This window comes from Amycolatopsis sp. cmx-8-4, assembly GCF_046548675.1.
GTDB lineage: Bacteria > Actinomycetota > Actinomycetes > Mycobacteriales > Pseudonocardiaceae > Amycolatopsis.
The window spans coordinates 138,555-154,697 of the sequence record NZ_JAEBDZ010000010.1 but is presented as its reverse complement, the minus strand read 5'-3'; the positions used below and the strand labels follow the sequence as shown (position 1 = coordinate 154,697).

The window sequence follows — 16,143 nt, the reverse complement described above, 5'->3', positions numbered from 1 at the left end:
TGGGGTCCGGTTGCCCCCGACGGGGGCCGAGGAGAGGCGGGAAGATGCGGGTCCTGGTCACCGGTGGTGCGGGCTTCATCGGGTCGCACTACGTCCGGCAGGCGCTGAGCGGCGCGTACCCGGCACTGCGTGACGCCGAGGTGGTCGTGCTGGACAAGCTCACCTACGCCGGCAACGAGGCCAACCTGGCCCCCGTCGCCGCCGACCCGCGGCTCGAGTTCGTCCGCGGCGACATCTGTGACACCGCGCTGGTCGCCGAGGTCATGAGTGGTGTGGACCTCGTGGTGCACTTCGCCGCGGAGTCGCATGTGGACCGCTCGATCCTCGGCGGCGCGGACTTCGTGCTGACGAACGTGCTGGGCACGCACAACCTGCTGCAGGCGGCCGTCGAAGCCGGCGTCGGCAAGTTCGTCCACGTGTCCACCGACGAGGTGTACGGCTCGATCGAGACCGGGTCCTGGACCGAGGACCAGCTGCTGGAGCCGAACTCGCCGTACTCGGCGTCCAAGGCGTCCTCCGACCTGGTGGCGCGGTCGTACTTCCGCACCCACGGGCTGCCGGTGTGCATCACCCGGTGTTCCAACAACTACGGTCCGTACCAGTTCCCCGAGAAGCTCATCCCGCTGTTCGTGACGAGCCTGCTCGACGGCCGGAAGGTGCCGCTCTACGGCGACGGGCTCAACGTCCGTGACTGGCTGCACGTGGACGACCACTGCCACGGCATCCAGCTGGTCGCCGAGGCGGGCCGGCCGGGCGAGATCTACAACATCGGCGGCGGCCTCGAGCTGACGAACCGCGAGCTGACCGAGCGGCTCCTGGACGCCCTCGGCGCGGGCTGGGACAGCGTCGAGCCGGTCGAGGACCGCAAGGGCCACGACCGCCGGTACTCGGTGGACGTCACGAAGATCGGCGACGAGCTGGGGTACGCTCCGCGCGTGTCCTTCGAGGACGGTCTGGCCGCGACAGTGGCCTGGTACACGGACAATCGCGCGTGGTGGGAGCCCCTGGCGGAGCGGGCCGCGCTCAAGAAGTAGAGGATGTGCTCGTGCGGCTGACGGTGCTCGTGCCCGGCGGTTCCGGACAGCTCGGCCGGGATCTCGCCGCTCTCTCGGGTGACGACGTGGACGTCGTCGCGCCGGGGTCGGCGGAGCTGGACCTGACGCAGACCGGCCAGGTGCTGGCCGCGGTCGGCGCGCTCGCCGACCGCGCGCGCGAAGCGGGTTCGGCCGCGGTCGTGATCAACGCGGCGGCCTACACCGCGGTCGACGCGGCGGAGACGGACGAGGAGCGCGCGTTCGCGGTCAACGCCGACGGCCCGCGCGTGCTCGCCGCGGCGTGCGCGTCCCGGCGGGTGCCGCTGATCCACGTGTCCACGGACTACGTCTTCCCGGGCGACGCTTCGGCGCCGTACGAGCCTTCGGACGAGCTGGGCCCGCGCAGCGCGTACGGCCGCACGAAGGCGGCGGGCGAGGACGCGGTGCTCGGCTCGGGCGCGTCGTCCTGGGTGGTGCGCACCGGCTGGCTGTACGGCAAGTCGGGCACGAACTTCGTGAAGACCATGGCCCGCTTGGAGGCCTCGAACCCGGAACTGTCCGTTGTGGACGATCAGGTCGGCGGTCCCACGTGGACGGCGGACCTGGCGGCGGGCCTGCTGGAGCTGGCGTCCCGGGCGGCCACGGGCGACGGGCCGGAGCAGCGGGTGCTGCACTGCACGAACGCGGGTTCGGTGAGCTGGTGCGGCTTCGCGCGCGCCGTCTTCACGCAGCTGGGCGCGGACCCGTCGCGGGTGAAGCCGTGTACGACGGAGGAGTTCCCGCGGCCGGCGCCGCGGCCGGCGTACTCGGTGCTGTCGCCGGCGTCATGGAAGGAAGCGTGGCTGACGCCGCTGCGGCCGTGGGAAGACGCACTGGCCGCGTACTTCGCGGCTCCCTGACACCCGGCTTCTCATGCGCCCCAATGTGGCGTTGGGTGCGCTGGACGCACCCAACGCCACATTGGGTGCGTTGGACGCACCCAACGCCACATTGGGGCGCTTGCCCGGACTTGCGGAAAGTTTCGTCGGTCCGCCCGGCAATTGTGCAAGCCGAATGGCGGAGTCCTTGCGTGACTGCGCTTTTCGGTGGAACGTCCCGATCAGCGGGGCATTGCGCAACCGCTCCCGTTCGGCGGCGGGATTACGGCGGCCACGCACCCGAACCCGTGCTCCATCCGTGGGACGGCATTCCCGCCCCGGTTCGATAGTTTCGCTGGTCAGCTCGGTTTTTGCGGCTTTCGTCCGGCACCGGTGCCCGGTTACCTCGTTGACCCGTTCGTTCCGCCCGCCCTAATTTGTTGTCCCACCAGACGAACTCGGGCGGTGTCGGCGTGGACTCCTCCTTTTCGCTCAAACCGGTGCGCCCGGCCGACCAGGCCGCGGTTCGCCGGACGAACCTCGCGTTGGTGCTGCGGCACCTGCGGGACGCGGGATCCCGGTCCCGGGCGGGCATCGCCGCGGACACCGGGCTGAACAAGGCGACCGTGTCGAGCCTGGTTTCCGAGCTCGTCGAACGCGGATTGGCCCGCGAAGGCGAGCGCGAACGAGCCGGTTCGGTGGGTCGCCCCGGCACGATCGTCGAGCTCGACGGCCGCGGCGTCGGCGGGATCGGCGTCGAGATCAACGTCGACTACCTCACCGCCCTCGCGCTGGACCTGACCGGCACCGTCCTTTTCGAACAACGCGTCGCGCTCGACGTGCAAGCGCTTCCCGTCGAGAAGGTGCTCGACGCCGGCGCCGAGCTGACCGCGCGGGCGCTGCGGGAATGCCGCCGCCTCGCCGTCACCCCGGCCGGCGTCACCGTCGGGATCCCGGCGCTGGTCGACGTCGCGAGCGGGACCGTCGCCTTCGCGCCGAACCTGCACTGGACCGACGTCCCGGTCGTCCGCGGCATCACCGAACGGCTGACGCGCCGCCTCGGGCCGCCCGCGTTCCCGATCCGCACGGCCAACGACGCGAACCTCGGCGCGCTCGGCGAATACGCGATGGGCAGCGTCGCCGGGACCGCCGATCTCGTGTACCTGACCGGCGAAATCGGCGTCGGCGGCGGCGTGATCTCCGGGGGCCGGTTGCTTGGCGGCGCCGAAGGGTTCTCCGGCGAGATCGGGCACATCCAGCTCGACCCGGCCGGGCGCGTCTGCGGCTGCGGGCGGCGCGGCTGCTGGGAGACGCTCGTCGGGCTGGCCGGGATGCTGCGGCTGGCGGCGTCGCCGAACGACCCGGTGCACGACCCGTCGCTCGACCTCGAACAGCGGCTCGACATGATCCGCCGCCGGGCGCAGCTGAAGGACAAGCGCACGCTCGACGCGCTGGCCCAGGTCGGCACCGGTCTCGGAGTCGGCGCGGCCGTGCTGATCAACGTCTTCAACCCGCGGGTGGTGCTGCTGGGCGGCTACTTCGCCCAGCTGGGGCCGTACCTGCTCGGCCCGATGATGACCGAGCTCGAGGCCCGCGTGATCGCGCCGGGCATCGGGGGCTGCCGCGTCGAGCTGTCCTGGCTCGGGTTCTCCGCGGCTTCGCGCGGCGGCGCGCACGTCGCGCTGCAAGCGGTGTTCGACGACCCGGCGCTGGTGCCGGTGCGCGCGGAAAGGGACAGCGGATGACGCTCGTGGAGATGACCGGGATCGGCAAGCAGTTCCCCGGTGTGCGCGCTCTAGACGACGTCGAGCTGAGCGTCGAAGCCGGCGAAGTCCATTGCCTGCTCGGGCAGAACGGCGCCGGGAAGTCGACGCTGATCAAGGTCCTCGCCGGCGCGCACCGGCCGGACACCGGCGAGATCCGGCTCGACGGGTCGCCGGTGCGGCTGCCCACCCCGACCGCGGCGATCCGGCACGGCATCGCCACGCTGTACCAGGAGCTCGACCTCGTCGACGGGCTTTCCGTGGCGGAGAACGTCTTCCTCGGCCACGAGCAGGCCCGCGGCGGGTTCGTCCGCCGCACCACCATGCGGGCCGAGGCGCGCAAGCTGCTGGACCGCTTGGGGCACCAGGAAATCCGCGTCGAACGCGAGGTCGGCACGCTGTCGGCGGCGGGCAAGCAGATCGTCAGCCTCGCCCGCGCCCTTTCGCTCGACGCGCGGCTGATCGTGCTCGACGAGCCGTCCGCGGTGCTCGCCGCCGACGAGGTGGCCAACCTGTTCCGGGTGATCCGCGGGCTGACCGCGCGCGGCGTCGCGGTGCTCTACATCTCCCACCGGCTGGCCGAGATCCGCGAGATCGGCGACCGGGTGAGCGTCCTCAAGGACGGCCGGACCGTGGCCGCCGGGCTGCCCGCGCGCACGACGCCGACCGGGGACCTGGTGGCCCGGATGACCGGCCGCCGCGTCGAGTTCCCGTTCCCGCCGCGCCCGGAACCGGGTGCCCACGACGGCAAACCCGAAGTCCTCGGCGTCACCGGCCTGAGCCTCGCCGGCGCGTTCGGCGACGTCACCTTCTCGGTGCGGGAAGGGGAGATCCTCGGGATCGCCGGGCTGGTCGGCTCGGGCCGCTCGGAGGTCCTCGAAACCGTCTACGGCGCGCGCAAGGCGACGGCGGGGGAGATCCGGCTGGCCGGGAAGCCGTTGAAGAACGGCGTCGGCGCGGCCGTGCGCGGCGGGCTCGGCCTGGCGCCGGAGGAACGCAAGAGCCAGGCGCTGCTGCTGCACGATTCCGTGGCGCGCAACGTCTCCCTGCCGTCGCTGCGGCGGTACGCGCGGTTCGGCTGGTTCAGCGGGAAGGCCGAGATCGACGCCGTGCGCGGGCACACCGAGGCGCTCGACCTGCGCCCGGCCGACGTCCGCCGGACCGTCGGCAAGCTCTCGGGCGGCAACCAGCAGAAGGCCGTCGTCGCGCGCTGGCTCCTGAAGGGCTGCCGGGTGCTGCTGCTCGACGAGCCGACCCGCGGCGTCGACGTCGGCGCGCGGGCCGAGCTGTACCGCGTGATCCGCGACCTCGCCGACTCCGGCGTCGCGATCCTGCTGGTCTCCAGCGAACTGCCGGAGGTGCTCGGGCTGGCCGACCGGGTGCTGGTGCTGCGCGAAGGCCAGCTCGTCACCGAAGCCGACGCACGCGAACTCGACGAGCGCCGCGTGCTGGATCTCATCCTGGAGGAGCGCGTCCATGACTGAACAGGCGTCGGAACAAGCGGTGCCACGAGCCGCTCCGGAGCGGAGACGGATCAGCGAAATCCGCAACCTCGGCCTCGTCGGGGTGCTCGTGCTGCTGGCGGTGATCGGCGCGATCACCCAGCCCGGCCAGTTCCTGTCCACCGGCACGCTCGTGCTGCTGCTGACCCAGGCGTCGGTGATCGGCGTGATCACCGTCGGCATGACGTTCGTGATCATCGGCGGCGGCATCGACCTGTCGGTCGGCGCGGTGGTCGCGCTCGCGACGGTGTGGGCGACGACGAAGGCGACGCAGTCGTTCGGCATCGGCGGGATCGTGTTCTGCGCGGTCGCCGTGGGTCTCGGCGCCGGCTTGGTGACCGGACTGCTGATCGCCTACGGGAAGCTGGTCGCGTTCATCGCCACGCTGGCCATGCTCGCCTCGGCACGCGGCCTGGCGATCCAGCTCTCCCAGGGCCGCACGCAGACCGTCACGCCGAAGAACCAGGCGCTGGTCGACCTCGGCTACCAGGACAGCTACGTGCTCGGGATCCCGCCGCTGGTGCTGATCTTCGCCGCGGTCGCGGTGCTCGGCTGGATCCTGCTCAACCGCACCACGTTCGGCCGCCGCACCTACGCGATCGGCGGCAACCTCGAAGCCGCGCGGCTGGCCGGCATCAACGTCCGGCTGCACACCTGCCTGCTGTACGTGCTTTCCGGGCTCTGCTGCGGCATCGCCAGCGTCATGCTGATCATCCTGACCAGTTCCGGCACCAGCGGGAACGGCAACCTCTACGAGCTCGACGCCATCGCCGCGGTGATCATCGGCGGCACCCTGCTCTCGGGCGGGCGCGGCACGCTCGCCGGGTCCGTCCTCGGCGTGCTCGTGTTCACCACGATCAGCGTCCTGTTCACCCTCAACAACCTGCCCACGGCGGTGCAGCAGCTCGCCAAGGGCGTGCTCATCGTGCTCGCCGTCCTCGTCCAGCGCCGGTATTCGACCGAGAGGAAATCCTCATGAACAACCCCCTCCGCAGACGCGCGTTCCTCGCCGGCGCGTCCGCTGTCGGCGTCGGCGCGCTCGCCGCGTGCACGAGCAACAGCGACGAGCCCGCCGCCGCGACCGTCACCCAGGGCGCGGCCGACACCCCGGGCAAGAAGGTGACCGTCGGGTTCGCCGGGCCGCAGGCCGACCACGGCTGGCTCAACGCGATCACCGTCAACGCCCGCGCGGAGGCCTCGCGCCACCCTGACGTCGAACTGGTCGTCGCCGAGGGCTCGAACGACGCCGCCACCCAGTCGGCGCAGGTCGAGACGCTGATCAACCGCAAGGTCGATGTCCTGGTCGTGCTGCCGGCCGACGGCAAGCAGCTCACCCCGGCCGGGCGCAAGGCGATGGACGCCGGGATCCCGGTGATCAACCTCGACCGCATCTTCGACTCGCCGCAGAGCTACCGCACCTGGATCGGCGGCGACAACTACCGGATGGGCGTCAACGCGGGCAACTACATCGGGCAGAAGCTCGGCGGGAAGGGCACGGTGCTGGAGCTGGCCGGGATCGACACCCTGGAGCTGACGCGGCAGCGCTCGCAGGGCTTCGACGACGCGCTGGCCAACTTCCCCGGCATCCGGAAGATCGGCCGGGCCGCCGCGGAGTTCACCGTGCCGACCGGGCAGGCCCGGATGGCCGAGCTGCTGCAGGCGCACCCGAAGTTCGACGCGATCTGGAACCACGACGACGACCAGGGCGTGGGCGCGCTCCAGGCGGTGAAGCAGGTCGGCCGGTCGGACTTCCTGATGGTCGGCGGGGCCGGATCGAAGGCGGCGATGGAGCAGATCAAAGCGGACTCGTCGGTACTGAAGGCGACGGTCCTCTACCCGCCTACGATGGCGGCGTCGGCGATCCGGCTGGCCCGGCTGCTCGGGCAGGCGAAAGGGCTCGGTGACCTGGCCGAACAGGAGGTGCCGGCGACCGTGACGCTGTTCTCCGCCGTCGTCACCAAGGACAACGTGGACAAGTACCTGCCGGGGTCGTTCGAATGAGCGGCGGGACCCTCGGCGTGGGGATGGTCGGGTACGCGTTCATGGGGGCCGCGCACTCGCAGGCGTGGCGGACCGTGCACCGGGCGTTCGACGTCCCGCGCGCGCCGCGGATGGCGGTGCTCTGCGGAAGAGACAAAACGGCCACCGAGGCGGCCGCGGCGAAGCTCGGCTGGGCGTCGGTGGAGACCGACTGGAAACGCTTGCTCGAGTCCGGCGATGTAGATCTGGTGGACATCTGCACGCCCGGCGACACGCACGCGGACATAGCGCTGGCCGCGCTCGCCGCGGGCAAGCACGTGCTGTGCGAGAAACCGCTGGCCAACACGGTCGCCGAAGCCGAGGCGATGGCCGCCGCGGCCGCCGAGGCGGCCACCCGCGGGGTGCGGTCCATGGTGGGCTTCAACTACCGGCGGGTGCCGGCCGTGGCGCTGGCGCGGCGGCTCGTCGCCGAAGGCCGGCTGGGCGAGATACGTCACGTTCGCGCCCAGTACCTCCAGGACTGGATCGTCGACCCGGAGTTCCCGCTCGTCTGGCGGCTGCGGAAGGACAAGGCCGGATCCGGTGCCCTCGGGGACATCGGGGCGCACGCGATCGACCTCGCCCAGTTCGTCGCCGGCTCGCTCATCACCGGCGTCAGCGGCCTGACCGAGACGTTCGTCGGCGAACGGCCACTGCCGGGATCGGCCGAGCGCGGCGCGGTCACGGTCGACGACACCGCGTTGTTCCTGGCGCGGTTCGCAGGCGGCGCCGTCGGCACCTTCGAGGCGACGCGGTTCGCGAGCGGCCGCAAGAACGCGCTGCGCCTGGAGATCAACGGCTCCGCGGGCAGCCTCGCGTTCGACTTCGAGGCGATGAACGAGCTGGCCTTCCACGACCACACCGAAGACCCGGAGCTCGGCGGCTTCCGCCGGATCCAGGTCACCGAGCCCGGTCACCCGTACGTCGGCGCCTGGTGGCCGCCGGGACACGGGCTCGGCTACGAACACACGTTCACCCACGAGGTGCGTGATCTGCTCGTCGCGCTGGCCGCGGGCGAGGACCCTTCTCCGTCTTTCGCGGACGGGCTGCAAGTGCAGCGGGTACTCGCGGCGGTCGAGGAAAGCGCCGCGGCGCGCAGTGTCTGGACCCGCGTCGAAACCGGAGTGCCGGGCGCGGGCTGAACCAACAGGGAGAGAATCATGGGGAAGTTCGGTGTCTGGCTGATCGGGGCCCGGGGATCGGTGGCCACCACGGCCATAGCCGGGGCCGCCGCGATGCGCGCGGGGCTGACCACGCGCACCGGGTGCGTGACCGAACTGCCGGACTTCGCCGGGGCGGAGCTGCCCGGCTTGGGGGACCTGGTCTTCGGGGGCCACGACGTGGTCGACACGCCGCTGGTCAAGCGGGCGGAGCACCTGGTGGCGGCGGGCGTGCTGCCCGCGACGCTGCCGGGGCCGGTCACGGCCGACCTGGAGGCGGCCGAGGCCCGGCTGCGCCCGGCGCCGTCCGGGACCGGGCGCGCGGCGGCCGACCGGATCGTCGCGGACCTGACGGCGTTCGGTGCGGGTCTGGACCACGTCGTCGTGGTCAACGTGGCCTCCACCGAGCCGCCCTGCGCGCCGCATCCGGCGCATCAATCCCTGGCCGCGCTGGAAGACGCGCTGGACTCGGGCCTGGAGGTGCTCCCGCCCAGCGCGTTGTACGCCTACGCCGCATTCCGCGCGGGGTGTGGCTTTGTCGACTTCACGCCGTCCACCGGCGCGCGGCTGCCCGCGCTGGACGAACTCGCCCGCACCGCCGGCCTGCCGTACGCGGGCCGCGACGGCAAGACCGGCGAGACGCTGCTGCGGTCGGTGCTCGCGCCGATGTTCGCCCAGCGCGCGCTGAACGTGCTGTCGTGGTCGGGCACCAACCTGCTCGGCGGCGGGGACGGCGCCACGCTGGCCGACCCCGGGGCGGCGTCGAGCAAGAACGCGTCCAAGCAGCAGGTGCTCTCGCAGAACCTCGGCCGGGACGTCGACGGCGAGGTGCACATCGACTACGTCCCCGCGCTCGGCGACTGGAAGACCGCCTGGGACCACGTGCTGTTCGAGGGTTTCCTCGGCGCCCGCATGACGCTGCAGCTCACCTGGCAGGGCTGCGACTCCGCGCTCGCCGCGCCGCTGGTGCTCGACCTCGCCCGGCTCACCGCGAAGGCGTGCCGCGACGGCGTCGCCGGGCCGGTGGCCGAGTTCGGGTTCTTCTTCAAGGATCCGGCCGGCGACGGCCCGCACGACCTCGCGTCGCAGTACGCGGCCCTGCGCGAGTGGGCGAACCGGTGAAGGCGCTGATCGAACTCGTCCGCGCGCCCGCCGCGCTGACCGTGCCCGGGGACGCCGTCGCCGGCGCCGCCGCGTCGGGCTGGCCCTTCGGCCGCCGGACGCTCGCGCTGACCGGCGCGTCCGTCTGCATCTACTGGGCGGGCATGGCGCTCAACGACTACGCCGACCGCGACCTCGACGCGGTCGAACGGCCCGAGCGGCCGATCCCGTCGGGCCGGGTCTCGCCGGGCACGGCCCTGGGCGTCGCGACCGGGCTGACCGCGGGTGGTCTCGGCATCGCGGCGGTCGCCGGGGGCAAGCGCGCGCTGCGGGTCGCGGTGCCGCTGGCCGCGACCGTGTGGGCGTACGACTTCGTGCTCAAGTCGACGCCGCTGGGGCCGATCGCGATGGCCGCGGCCCGGACCCTGGACGTCCTGCTCGGGGCGGGTGGCGCCCGGGCGGCCCTGCCCGCCGCGCTGACGGTCGGCGCGCACACGATGGCCGTGACGACGCTGTCCCGGTCCGAAGTGGACGGTGCCACGCCCGCCCTTCCGGCGGCCACGCTGGTCGCGACGGCCGGGGTGCGCGTCGCCGCCGGGCGCGTCGGGCCGCTGGCCTCGGCGCTGCTCGGGACGTACGCGGTGACGACCGGGCGGGCGCAGTACGACGCCGTCCGCGACCCGAAGGCGCCGGTGATCCGGCGCGCGGTCGGCGCCGGCATCCACGGGATGATCCCGCTGCAGGCCGGGCTCATCGCGCGGACCGGCGCGTGGCGCTCGGCGCTGGCCGTGGCCGCCGCGTTCCCGCTGGCGCGGGCGCTGAGCCGGAAGGTGTCGCCGACATGAGGTTCGGGTACGGCACCAACGGCTTCGCCAACCACCGCCTCGGCGACGCGCTCCGCGTCCTGGCCGACCTCGGCTACGACGGCGTCGCGCTGACGCTCGACCACCAGCACCTCGATCCGTTCGGCCCGGACCTCGCCCGCCGCGTCACCGACGTCGCCGCGGACCTGGACCGGCTCGGACTGGCCGTCGTGATCGAGACGGGTGCGCGGTTCCTGCTGGACCCGTGGCGCAAGCACTCGCCGACGTTCCTCGACCCGGACCGGTCCTTGCGCGTGGAGTTCCTGACCCGGGCCGTCGAGATCGCCGCGGACCTCGGGGCCGAGGCCGTCTCGTTCTGGAGCGGCAACAAGCCCGCGGATCTGTCCACTGAGGACGCTTGGGACCACCTGGTCGCGGGCTGCTCGGACGTCCTCAAGGCCGCGGACGAGCACGACGTCAAGCTCGGGTTCGAGCCGGAGCCGGGGATGCTCGTCGAAGACCTCGACGGCTACTTCGAGCTGGCCCGACGCCTCGGTGACCCGGCGCGGTTCGGGCTCACGCTGGACATCGGGCACTGCCGGTGCAACGAGTCCGCGTCCGTGCCCGACTGCGTCCGCCGCGCCTTGCCGCGGCTGGTGAACGTCCAGATCGACGACATGCGCCGCGGCACGCACGAGCACCTCGAGTTCGGCCAGGGGGAGATCGACTTCCCGCCCGTGCTCGAAGCGCTGTCGCCGTACCCCGGGCTGGTCGCCGTCGAACTGCCGCGCGACAGCCACGCGGCCCCGCGGATCGCCCGCGAGTCCCTGGAGTTCCTGCGCAAGGCGGTGACCGCGTGACCGCGTGGCTCGACGAAGCCTTGACGAAGGTCGCGTCCGACGCGACGGCGTTGCGGACGCTGTTCCCCGGGGTCGGCCGCCGGGTCGGCCGGGGACCCGCGGACGTCCCGGGGTGGACGGTCGACGACGTCGCCCGGGTGGAGCTGCTCAAAGCGGCTCCTGGGGCCGCCGCCGAGATGCCGGACCTCTACCGCTACGGCGACACCGCCGAGAAACGAGCGGTCCTTCGTGGACTGTCCGTGGTGGACACCGGGGACGCCGGACTGGAGCTGGTCGCGGACGCGCTGCGCACCAACGACACCCGGCTCGTCACCGCCGCGATGGGGGAGTACGGCGCTGCGCGCCTGGACGACTCCGCCTACCGCCACGGTGTGCTCAAGTGCGTCTTCATGGGCATCCCCCTGGCCGGGATCGCCGGGCTGGACCGCCGGACCGACGAGGAGCTGCTGCGCATGATGCGGTCGTTCGCCGCCGAGCGCACCGCCGCGGGCCGTGACGTGCCCGCCGACCTCCTCCCCTTGCTGACCGAACAGGACGTCTGATGCGCATCTTCGACCCGCACATCCACATGAGCTCCCGGACCACCGACGACTACGCGGCGATGCACGCCGCCGGTGTCCGCGCGCTCGTCGAGCCGGCCTTCTGGCTGGGCCAGCCGCGCACGAGCGTCGGCAGCTTCACCGACTACTTCGACGCGCTGGTCGGCTGGGAACCGTTCCGCGCGAGCCAGTTCGGCATCGCCCACCACTGCACGATCGCGCTGAACCCCAAGGAGGCCAACGATCCCCGCTGCGCGCCCGTGCTCGACCTGCTGCCGCGGTACCTGGAGAAGGACGGCGTGGTCGCGGTCGGCGAGATCGGCTACGACTCGATGACCGCCGAGGAGGACAAGGCGTTCGCCGCGCAGCTGGCCCTGGCCATCGACCACGACCTGCCCGCGATGGTGCACACCCCGCACCGCGACAAGGCGGCCGGCACCGAGCGCAGTATCGCCGTCGTCCGCGAGTCGGGCATCGCGCCCGAGCGCGTGGTGCTCGACCACCTCAACGAGGTGACCGTCGCCATGGTCAAGGACTCCGGGTCCTGGATGGGGTTCTCGATCTACCCGGACACGAAGATGGACGAAGAGCGGATGGTGGCGATCCTCCGGGAGTACGGCACCGAGCGGGTGCTGGTGAACTCCGCGGCCGACTGGGGCAAGAGCGACCCGCTCAAGACCCGCAAGACCGGTGACGCGATGCTGGCCGCCGGGTTCAGCGAGGACGACGTCGACCTCGTGCTGTGGCGCAACCCAGTGGAGTTCTACGGGCAGAGCGGGCGCCTTTCGCTGGAGGGCGAGGCGCCGGACGCCGAGTTCGCGGGCAACTCGATCCTGCGAGGTGCGCGCAAGTGAGGTTCCGGCATCCCGACGGCACGCTCGTCCACCTCGCCTACTGCACCAACGTGCACCAGGCCGAGGACCTCGACGGCGTGCTCACCCAGCTGGCCCGCTTCGGCGAGCCGGTGCGGGAACGCCTGGGCGTGGATCGGCTCGGCTTGGGCCTGTGGCTGGCCCGTCCGGTGGCGACCGAGCTGGTCTCCGATCCGGCGGCGGTGGCGCGGCTGCGCAGTGAGCTGGCCACGCGCGGCCTCGAGGTCGTCACGCTCAACGGGTTCCCGTACCAGGGTTTCCACGACCCGGTCGTCAAGCACAAGGTGTACCGGCCGGATTGGTCGACGCCCGAGCGGACCCAGTACACCCTCGATCTGGCCCGGCTGCTGGGCGAGCTGCTGCCCGAGGACGCCGTCCGCGGCAGCGTCTCGACGTTGCCGCTGGGCTGGCGCACCGAGTGGCGGGACGACGGCGGTCAGCTCGCACTGCTGGCCAAGGGCCTGGCGAAGCAGGACCGCCCGGTGCGGGTGGCCTTCGAACCGGAGCCGGGCTGCGTCATCGAGACGACGGCGCAGGCGGCGTCCCTGCTGTCCGAAGTGGACAAGGAGTGGCTCGGCGTCTGTCTTGACACGTGCCATCTAGCGGTCGGCTTCGAGGACCCGGCGGCCGCGCTCGGCCGACTCGAAGCCGCGGGCCTCGACGTCGTCAAGCTCCAGGCGTCCGCTGCCCTGGAGGCGGCGGACCCGGCCGATCCGGCCACCCGGAAGGCGCTGGAGTCCTTTGTGGAACCTCGGTTCCTCCACCAGAGCAACGAAGGTGCCCCACCGGGCGCCGACGACCTCGATCTCGCGTTGGCCGGAGAACTGCCCGGTGAGGCGCCGTGGCGGGTGCACTTCCACGTGCCGCTGCACGCCGACCCGGCGCCGCCGCTGACGTCCACCCGGCCCGTGCTGGCCGGGACGCTGGCCGAGCTGTTCGGCGGCGCCACCGCGCGCACCGACCACATCGAGGTCGAGACCTACACCTGGCAGGTGCTCCCGGACGCACCCGCCGACGACGCCGGGCTCGTCGCGGGCATCACCGCCGAGCTGGACTGGACCCGGCGTTCCCTGATCGAACTGGGCTTGGAAGAGGTTCACTGATGAGTTTGCTGGTTCTCGACGTCGTGGGCCTGACGCCCCGGCTGCTCCCGCACATGCCGAACCTGCGCAAGATGGCCGAACCCGGCTTCACCGCGCAGCTCGACACCGTGTTCCCCGCCGTGACGTGCTCGGTGCAGTCCACCTTCCTGACCGGCCTGCAGCCGGCCGAGCACGGCATCGTCGGCAACGGCTGGTACTTCCGCGACCTCGGCGAGGTGTTCTTCTGGCGCCAGCACAACAACCTGGTCCAGGGCGACAAGTTCTGGGCCGCGGCGCGGCGCGCCCAGGCCGGGCACAAGGTCGCCAACGTGTGCTGGTGGTACGCGATGGGGATGGACGTCGACCTCACCGTCACCCCGCGGCCGATCTACCACGCCGACGGCAAGAAGTCCCCGGACGCCTACACCCACCCGCCGCAGCTGCACGACCGCCTGGTCGGCGACCTCGGCGAGTTCCCGCTGTTCACCTACTGGGGCCCGACGGCCGCGATCACGTCGTCGAAGTGGATCATCGCCGCCGCGCGGAAGATCATGACCGAGGACAAGCCGGACACCACGCTCGTCTACCTCCCGCACCTCGACTACGACCTGCAGCGCTTCGGCCCGGACGCACCGCAGGCCGCGGCGGCCGCGCGGGAGATCGACACCGCGCTGAAGCCGTTGCTGGACTTCGCGGCCGCGGGCGGGCACACCGTCGTCGCGCTGTCGGAGTACGGCATCACGAACGCGAGCCGGCCGGTCGACATCAACCGCGCGCTGCGCCGTGAAGGCCTGCTCAACGTGTACGTCCAGGCGGGCATGGAGTACCTCGACCCGTGGACGTCGCGGGCGTTCGCGGTCGCCGACCACCAGGTCGCGCACGTCTACGTCGCCGACCCGGCGGACATCCCGCGGGTGCGGGACCTCGTCGCCGGACTGTCCGGAGTGGACGTCGTGCTGGATCGTGCGGCGCAGGCGGGCATCGGGATCAACCACGAACGCGCTGGGGAGCTGGTCGCGATCGCCGAGCCGGAAGCCTGGTTCACGTACTACTACTGGCTCAGCGACGACCGCGCGCCGGACTTCGCGAAGACCGTCGAGATCCACCGCAAGCCCGGCTACGACCCGGCCGAGCTGTTCTTCGACCCGGAAGACCCGATGGTCAAGCTCAAGGCCGCGTCCGCGCTGGCCCGCAAGAAGCTCGGCCTGCGGTACTCGATGCAGGTCGTCCCGCTCGACCCCGCGCCGGTGCGCGGCAGCCACGGCCGGCTGCCCGACTCGGCCGAGGACGGGCCCGTGCTGCTGTGCTCGGACCCCGCGCTCGCGCGCGAGAAGGTCCACGCCACCGAAGTCAAGGATCTGCTGCTCGCGGCTGTCCGTACCGAATAACGCACCCAGGAGGTCAGACATGGCACGACCGTTGACGCTGTTCACCGGACAGTGGGCCGATCTTCCGTTCGAGGAGGTGTGCGAGCTGGCGAGCGGCTGGGGCTACGAAGGCCTCGAGATCGCCTGCTGGGGCGACCACTTCGAGGTGGACCGGGCGCTCGCCGAAGACGGCTACGTCCAGGCGAGGCTGGACACGCTGGCCAAGTACGACCTCAAGGTGTGGACCATCTCGAACCACCTGGTGGGCCAGGCCGTCTGCGACCACCCGATCGATGAGCGGCACGAAGCCATCCTGCCGGCGCGGATCTGGGGCGACGGCGAGGCCGAGGGCGTCCGGCAGCGGGCGGCGGAGGAGATGAAGGCCACCGCCCGCGCCGCGGCGAAGCTCGGGGTGTCCACTGTGGTCGGTTTCACCGGCTCGTCGATCTGGCACACGGTGGCGATGTTCCCGCCGGTGCCGCCGTCGATGATCGAACGCGGGTACGCGGACTTCGCCACGCGGTGGAACCCGATCCTCGACGTCTTCGACGAGGTCGGCGTGCGCTTCGCCCACGAGGTGCACCCGAGCGAGATCGCCTACGACTACTGGAGCACCGTCCGGACGCTGGAGGCGATCGGGCACCGGGCGGCGTTCGGGCTCAACTTCGACCCGTCGCACTTCGTCTGGCAGGACCTCGACCCGGTCGGGTTCCTGTGGGACTTCAAGGACCGCATCTACCACGTCGACTGCAAGGAAGCGCGCAAGCAGCTCAACGGCCGCAACGGCCGGCTCGGCTCCCACCTCCCGTGGGCCGACCCCCGCCGCGGCTGGGACTTCGTCTCCACCGGCCACGGCGACGTCCCGTGGGAGGACGTCTTCCGCATGCTCAACGCGATCGGCTACGCCGGCCCCATCTCGATCGAGTGGGAGGACGCCGGCATGGACCGCCTGACCGGCGCGCCCGAGGCCCTGGAGTTCGTCCGCAAGCTCAACTTCACCCCACCCACCGCGGCGTTCGACGCCGCGTTCTCCTCGAAGTAACCGTGTCGGCGCGCGAATCACGCGTGTCGACCCCCTGATCACGCGTGTCGACCCTCCAGGCACGCGAGCCGACCCTCCGGGTACGCCGGCCGACCGTCCAGGTACGCCGGCCGACCCGCCGAGCACGCGCGCCGGGAGGACC

At 71.9% G+C, this 16,143-nt stretch carries 15 protein-coding genes; all 15 read left to right on the top strand.

Annotated features, from left to right (window positions below; all coding sequences use genetic code 11):
* Positions 1–44 precede the first annotated feature (44 nt).
* The 15 genes from rfbB (at position 45) to ACLJQZ_RS22770 (ending at position 16,001) form a co-directional block, all read left to right on the top strand.
* Complete coding sequence (gene rfbB, locus ACLJQZ_RS22840) at positions 45–1,034, top strand: dTDP-glucose 4,6-dehydratase (protein ID WP_410621938.1); 990 nt, start codon at positions 45–47, stop codon at positions 1,032–1,034.
* A 5-nt stretch (positions 1,035–1,039) separates the two neighbouring features.
* A complete protein-coding gene (gene rfbD, locus ACLJQZ_RS22835; protein WP_410621937.1) occupies positions 1,040–1,933 on the top strand; it encodes a dTDP-4-dehydrorhamnose reductase in 894 nt (297 codons plus the stop codon).
* A gap of 431 nt (positions 1,934–2,364) precedes the next feature.
* Entirely contained in the window at positions 2,365–3,636 is a 1,272-nt protein-coding gene (locus ACLJQZ_RS22830; RefSeq protein ID WP_410621936.1) for an ROK family protein, read from the top strand.
* Entirely contained in the window at positions 3,633–5,138 is a 1,506-nt protein-coding gene (locus tag ACLJQZ_RS22825; RefSeq protein WP_410621935.1) for a sugar ABC transporter ATP-binding protein, read from the top strand. The genes ACLJQZ_RS22830 and ACLJQZ_RS22825 overlap by 4 nt, the downstream gene beginning before the upstream one ends.
* A complete protein-coding gene (locus tag ACLJQZ_RS22820; RefSeq protein WP_410621934.1) occupies positions 5,131–6,135 on the top strand; it encodes an ABC transporter permease in 1,005 nt (334 codons plus the stop codon). Before ACLJQZ_RS22825 ends, ACLJQZ_RS22820 begins: the two co-directional genes overlap by 8 nt.
* Positions 6,132–7,157 (top strand): substrate-binding domain-containing protein, encoded by a 1,026-nt coding sequence (locus ACLJQZ_RS22815; RefSeq protein WP_410621933.1) that lies wholly within the window; start codon positions 6,132–6,134, stop codon positions 7,155–7,157. Before ACLJQZ_RS22820 ends, ACLJQZ_RS22815 begins: the two co-directional genes overlap by 4 nt.
* Complete coding sequence (locus ACLJQZ_RS22810; RefSeq protein WP_410621932.1) at positions 7,154–8,317, top strand: Gfo/Idh/MocA family protein; 1,164 nt, start codon at positions 7,154–7,156, stop codon at positions 8,315–8,317. Before ACLJQZ_RS22815 ends, ACLJQZ_RS22810 begins: the two co-directional genes overlap by 4 nt.
* A gap of 18 nt (positions 8,318–8,335) precedes the next feature.
* Positions 8,336–9,457 carry an inositol-3-phosphate synthase gene (locus ACLJQZ_RS22805; protein WP_410621931.1) on the top strand — a complete coding sequence of 374 codons (1,122 nt, stop codon included), beginning with the start codon at positions 8,336–8,338 and terminating at the stop codon, positions 9,455–9,457.
* Positions 9,454–10,281, top strand: a complete 828-nt coding sequence (locus tag ACLJQZ_RS22800) for an SCO3242 family prenyltransferase (RefSeq protein WP_410622074.1) — start codon at positions 9,454–9,456, stop codon at positions 10,279–10,281. The genes ACLJQZ_RS22805 and ACLJQZ_RS22800 overlap by 4 nt, the downstream gene beginning before the upstream one ends.
* Entirely contained in the window at positions 10,278–11,099 is an 822-nt protein-coding gene (locus ACLJQZ_RS22795) for a sugar phosphate isomerase/epimerase family protein (protein ID WP_410621930.1), read from the top strand. Before ACLJQZ_RS22800 ends, ACLJQZ_RS22795 begins: the two co-directional genes overlap by 4 nt.
* A complete protein-coding gene (locus tag ACLJQZ_RS22790; RefSeq protein WP_410621929.1) occupies positions 11,096–11,641 on the top strand; it encodes an EboA domain-containing protein in 546 nt (181 codons plus the stop codon). Before ACLJQZ_RS22795 ends, ACLJQZ_RS22790 begins: the two co-directional genes overlap by 4 nt.
* Entirely contained in the window at positions 11,641–12,492 is an 852-nt protein-coding gene (locus ACLJQZ_RS22785; RefSeq protein WP_410621928.1) for a TatD family hydrolase, read from the top strand. Before ACLJQZ_RS22790 ends, ACLJQZ_RS22785 begins: the two co-directional genes overlap by 1 nt.
* A complete protein-coding gene (gene eboE, locus ACLJQZ_RS22780; protein WP_410621927.1) occupies positions 12,489–13,613 on the top strand; it encodes a metabolite traffic protein EboE in 1,125 nt (374 codons plus the stop codon). The genes ACLJQZ_RS22785 and eboE overlap by 4 nt, the downstream gene beginning before the upstream one ends.
* Positions 13,613–14,980 (top strand): alkaline phosphatase family protein, encoded by a 1,368-nt coding sequence (locus tag ACLJQZ_RS22775; protein WP_410621926.1) that lies wholly within the window; start codon positions 13,613–13,615, stop codon positions 14,978–14,980. Before eboE ends, ACLJQZ_RS22775 begins: the two co-directional genes overlap by 1 nt.
* Before the next feature lie 19 nt (positions 14,981–14,999).
* Complete coding sequence (locus tag ACLJQZ_RS22770; protein WP_410621925.1) at positions 15,000–16,001, top strand: sugar phosphate isomerase/epimerase family protein; 1,002 nt, start codon at positions 15,000–15,002, stop codon at positions 15,999–16,001.
* Positions 16,002–16,143 lie beyond the last annotated feature (142 nt).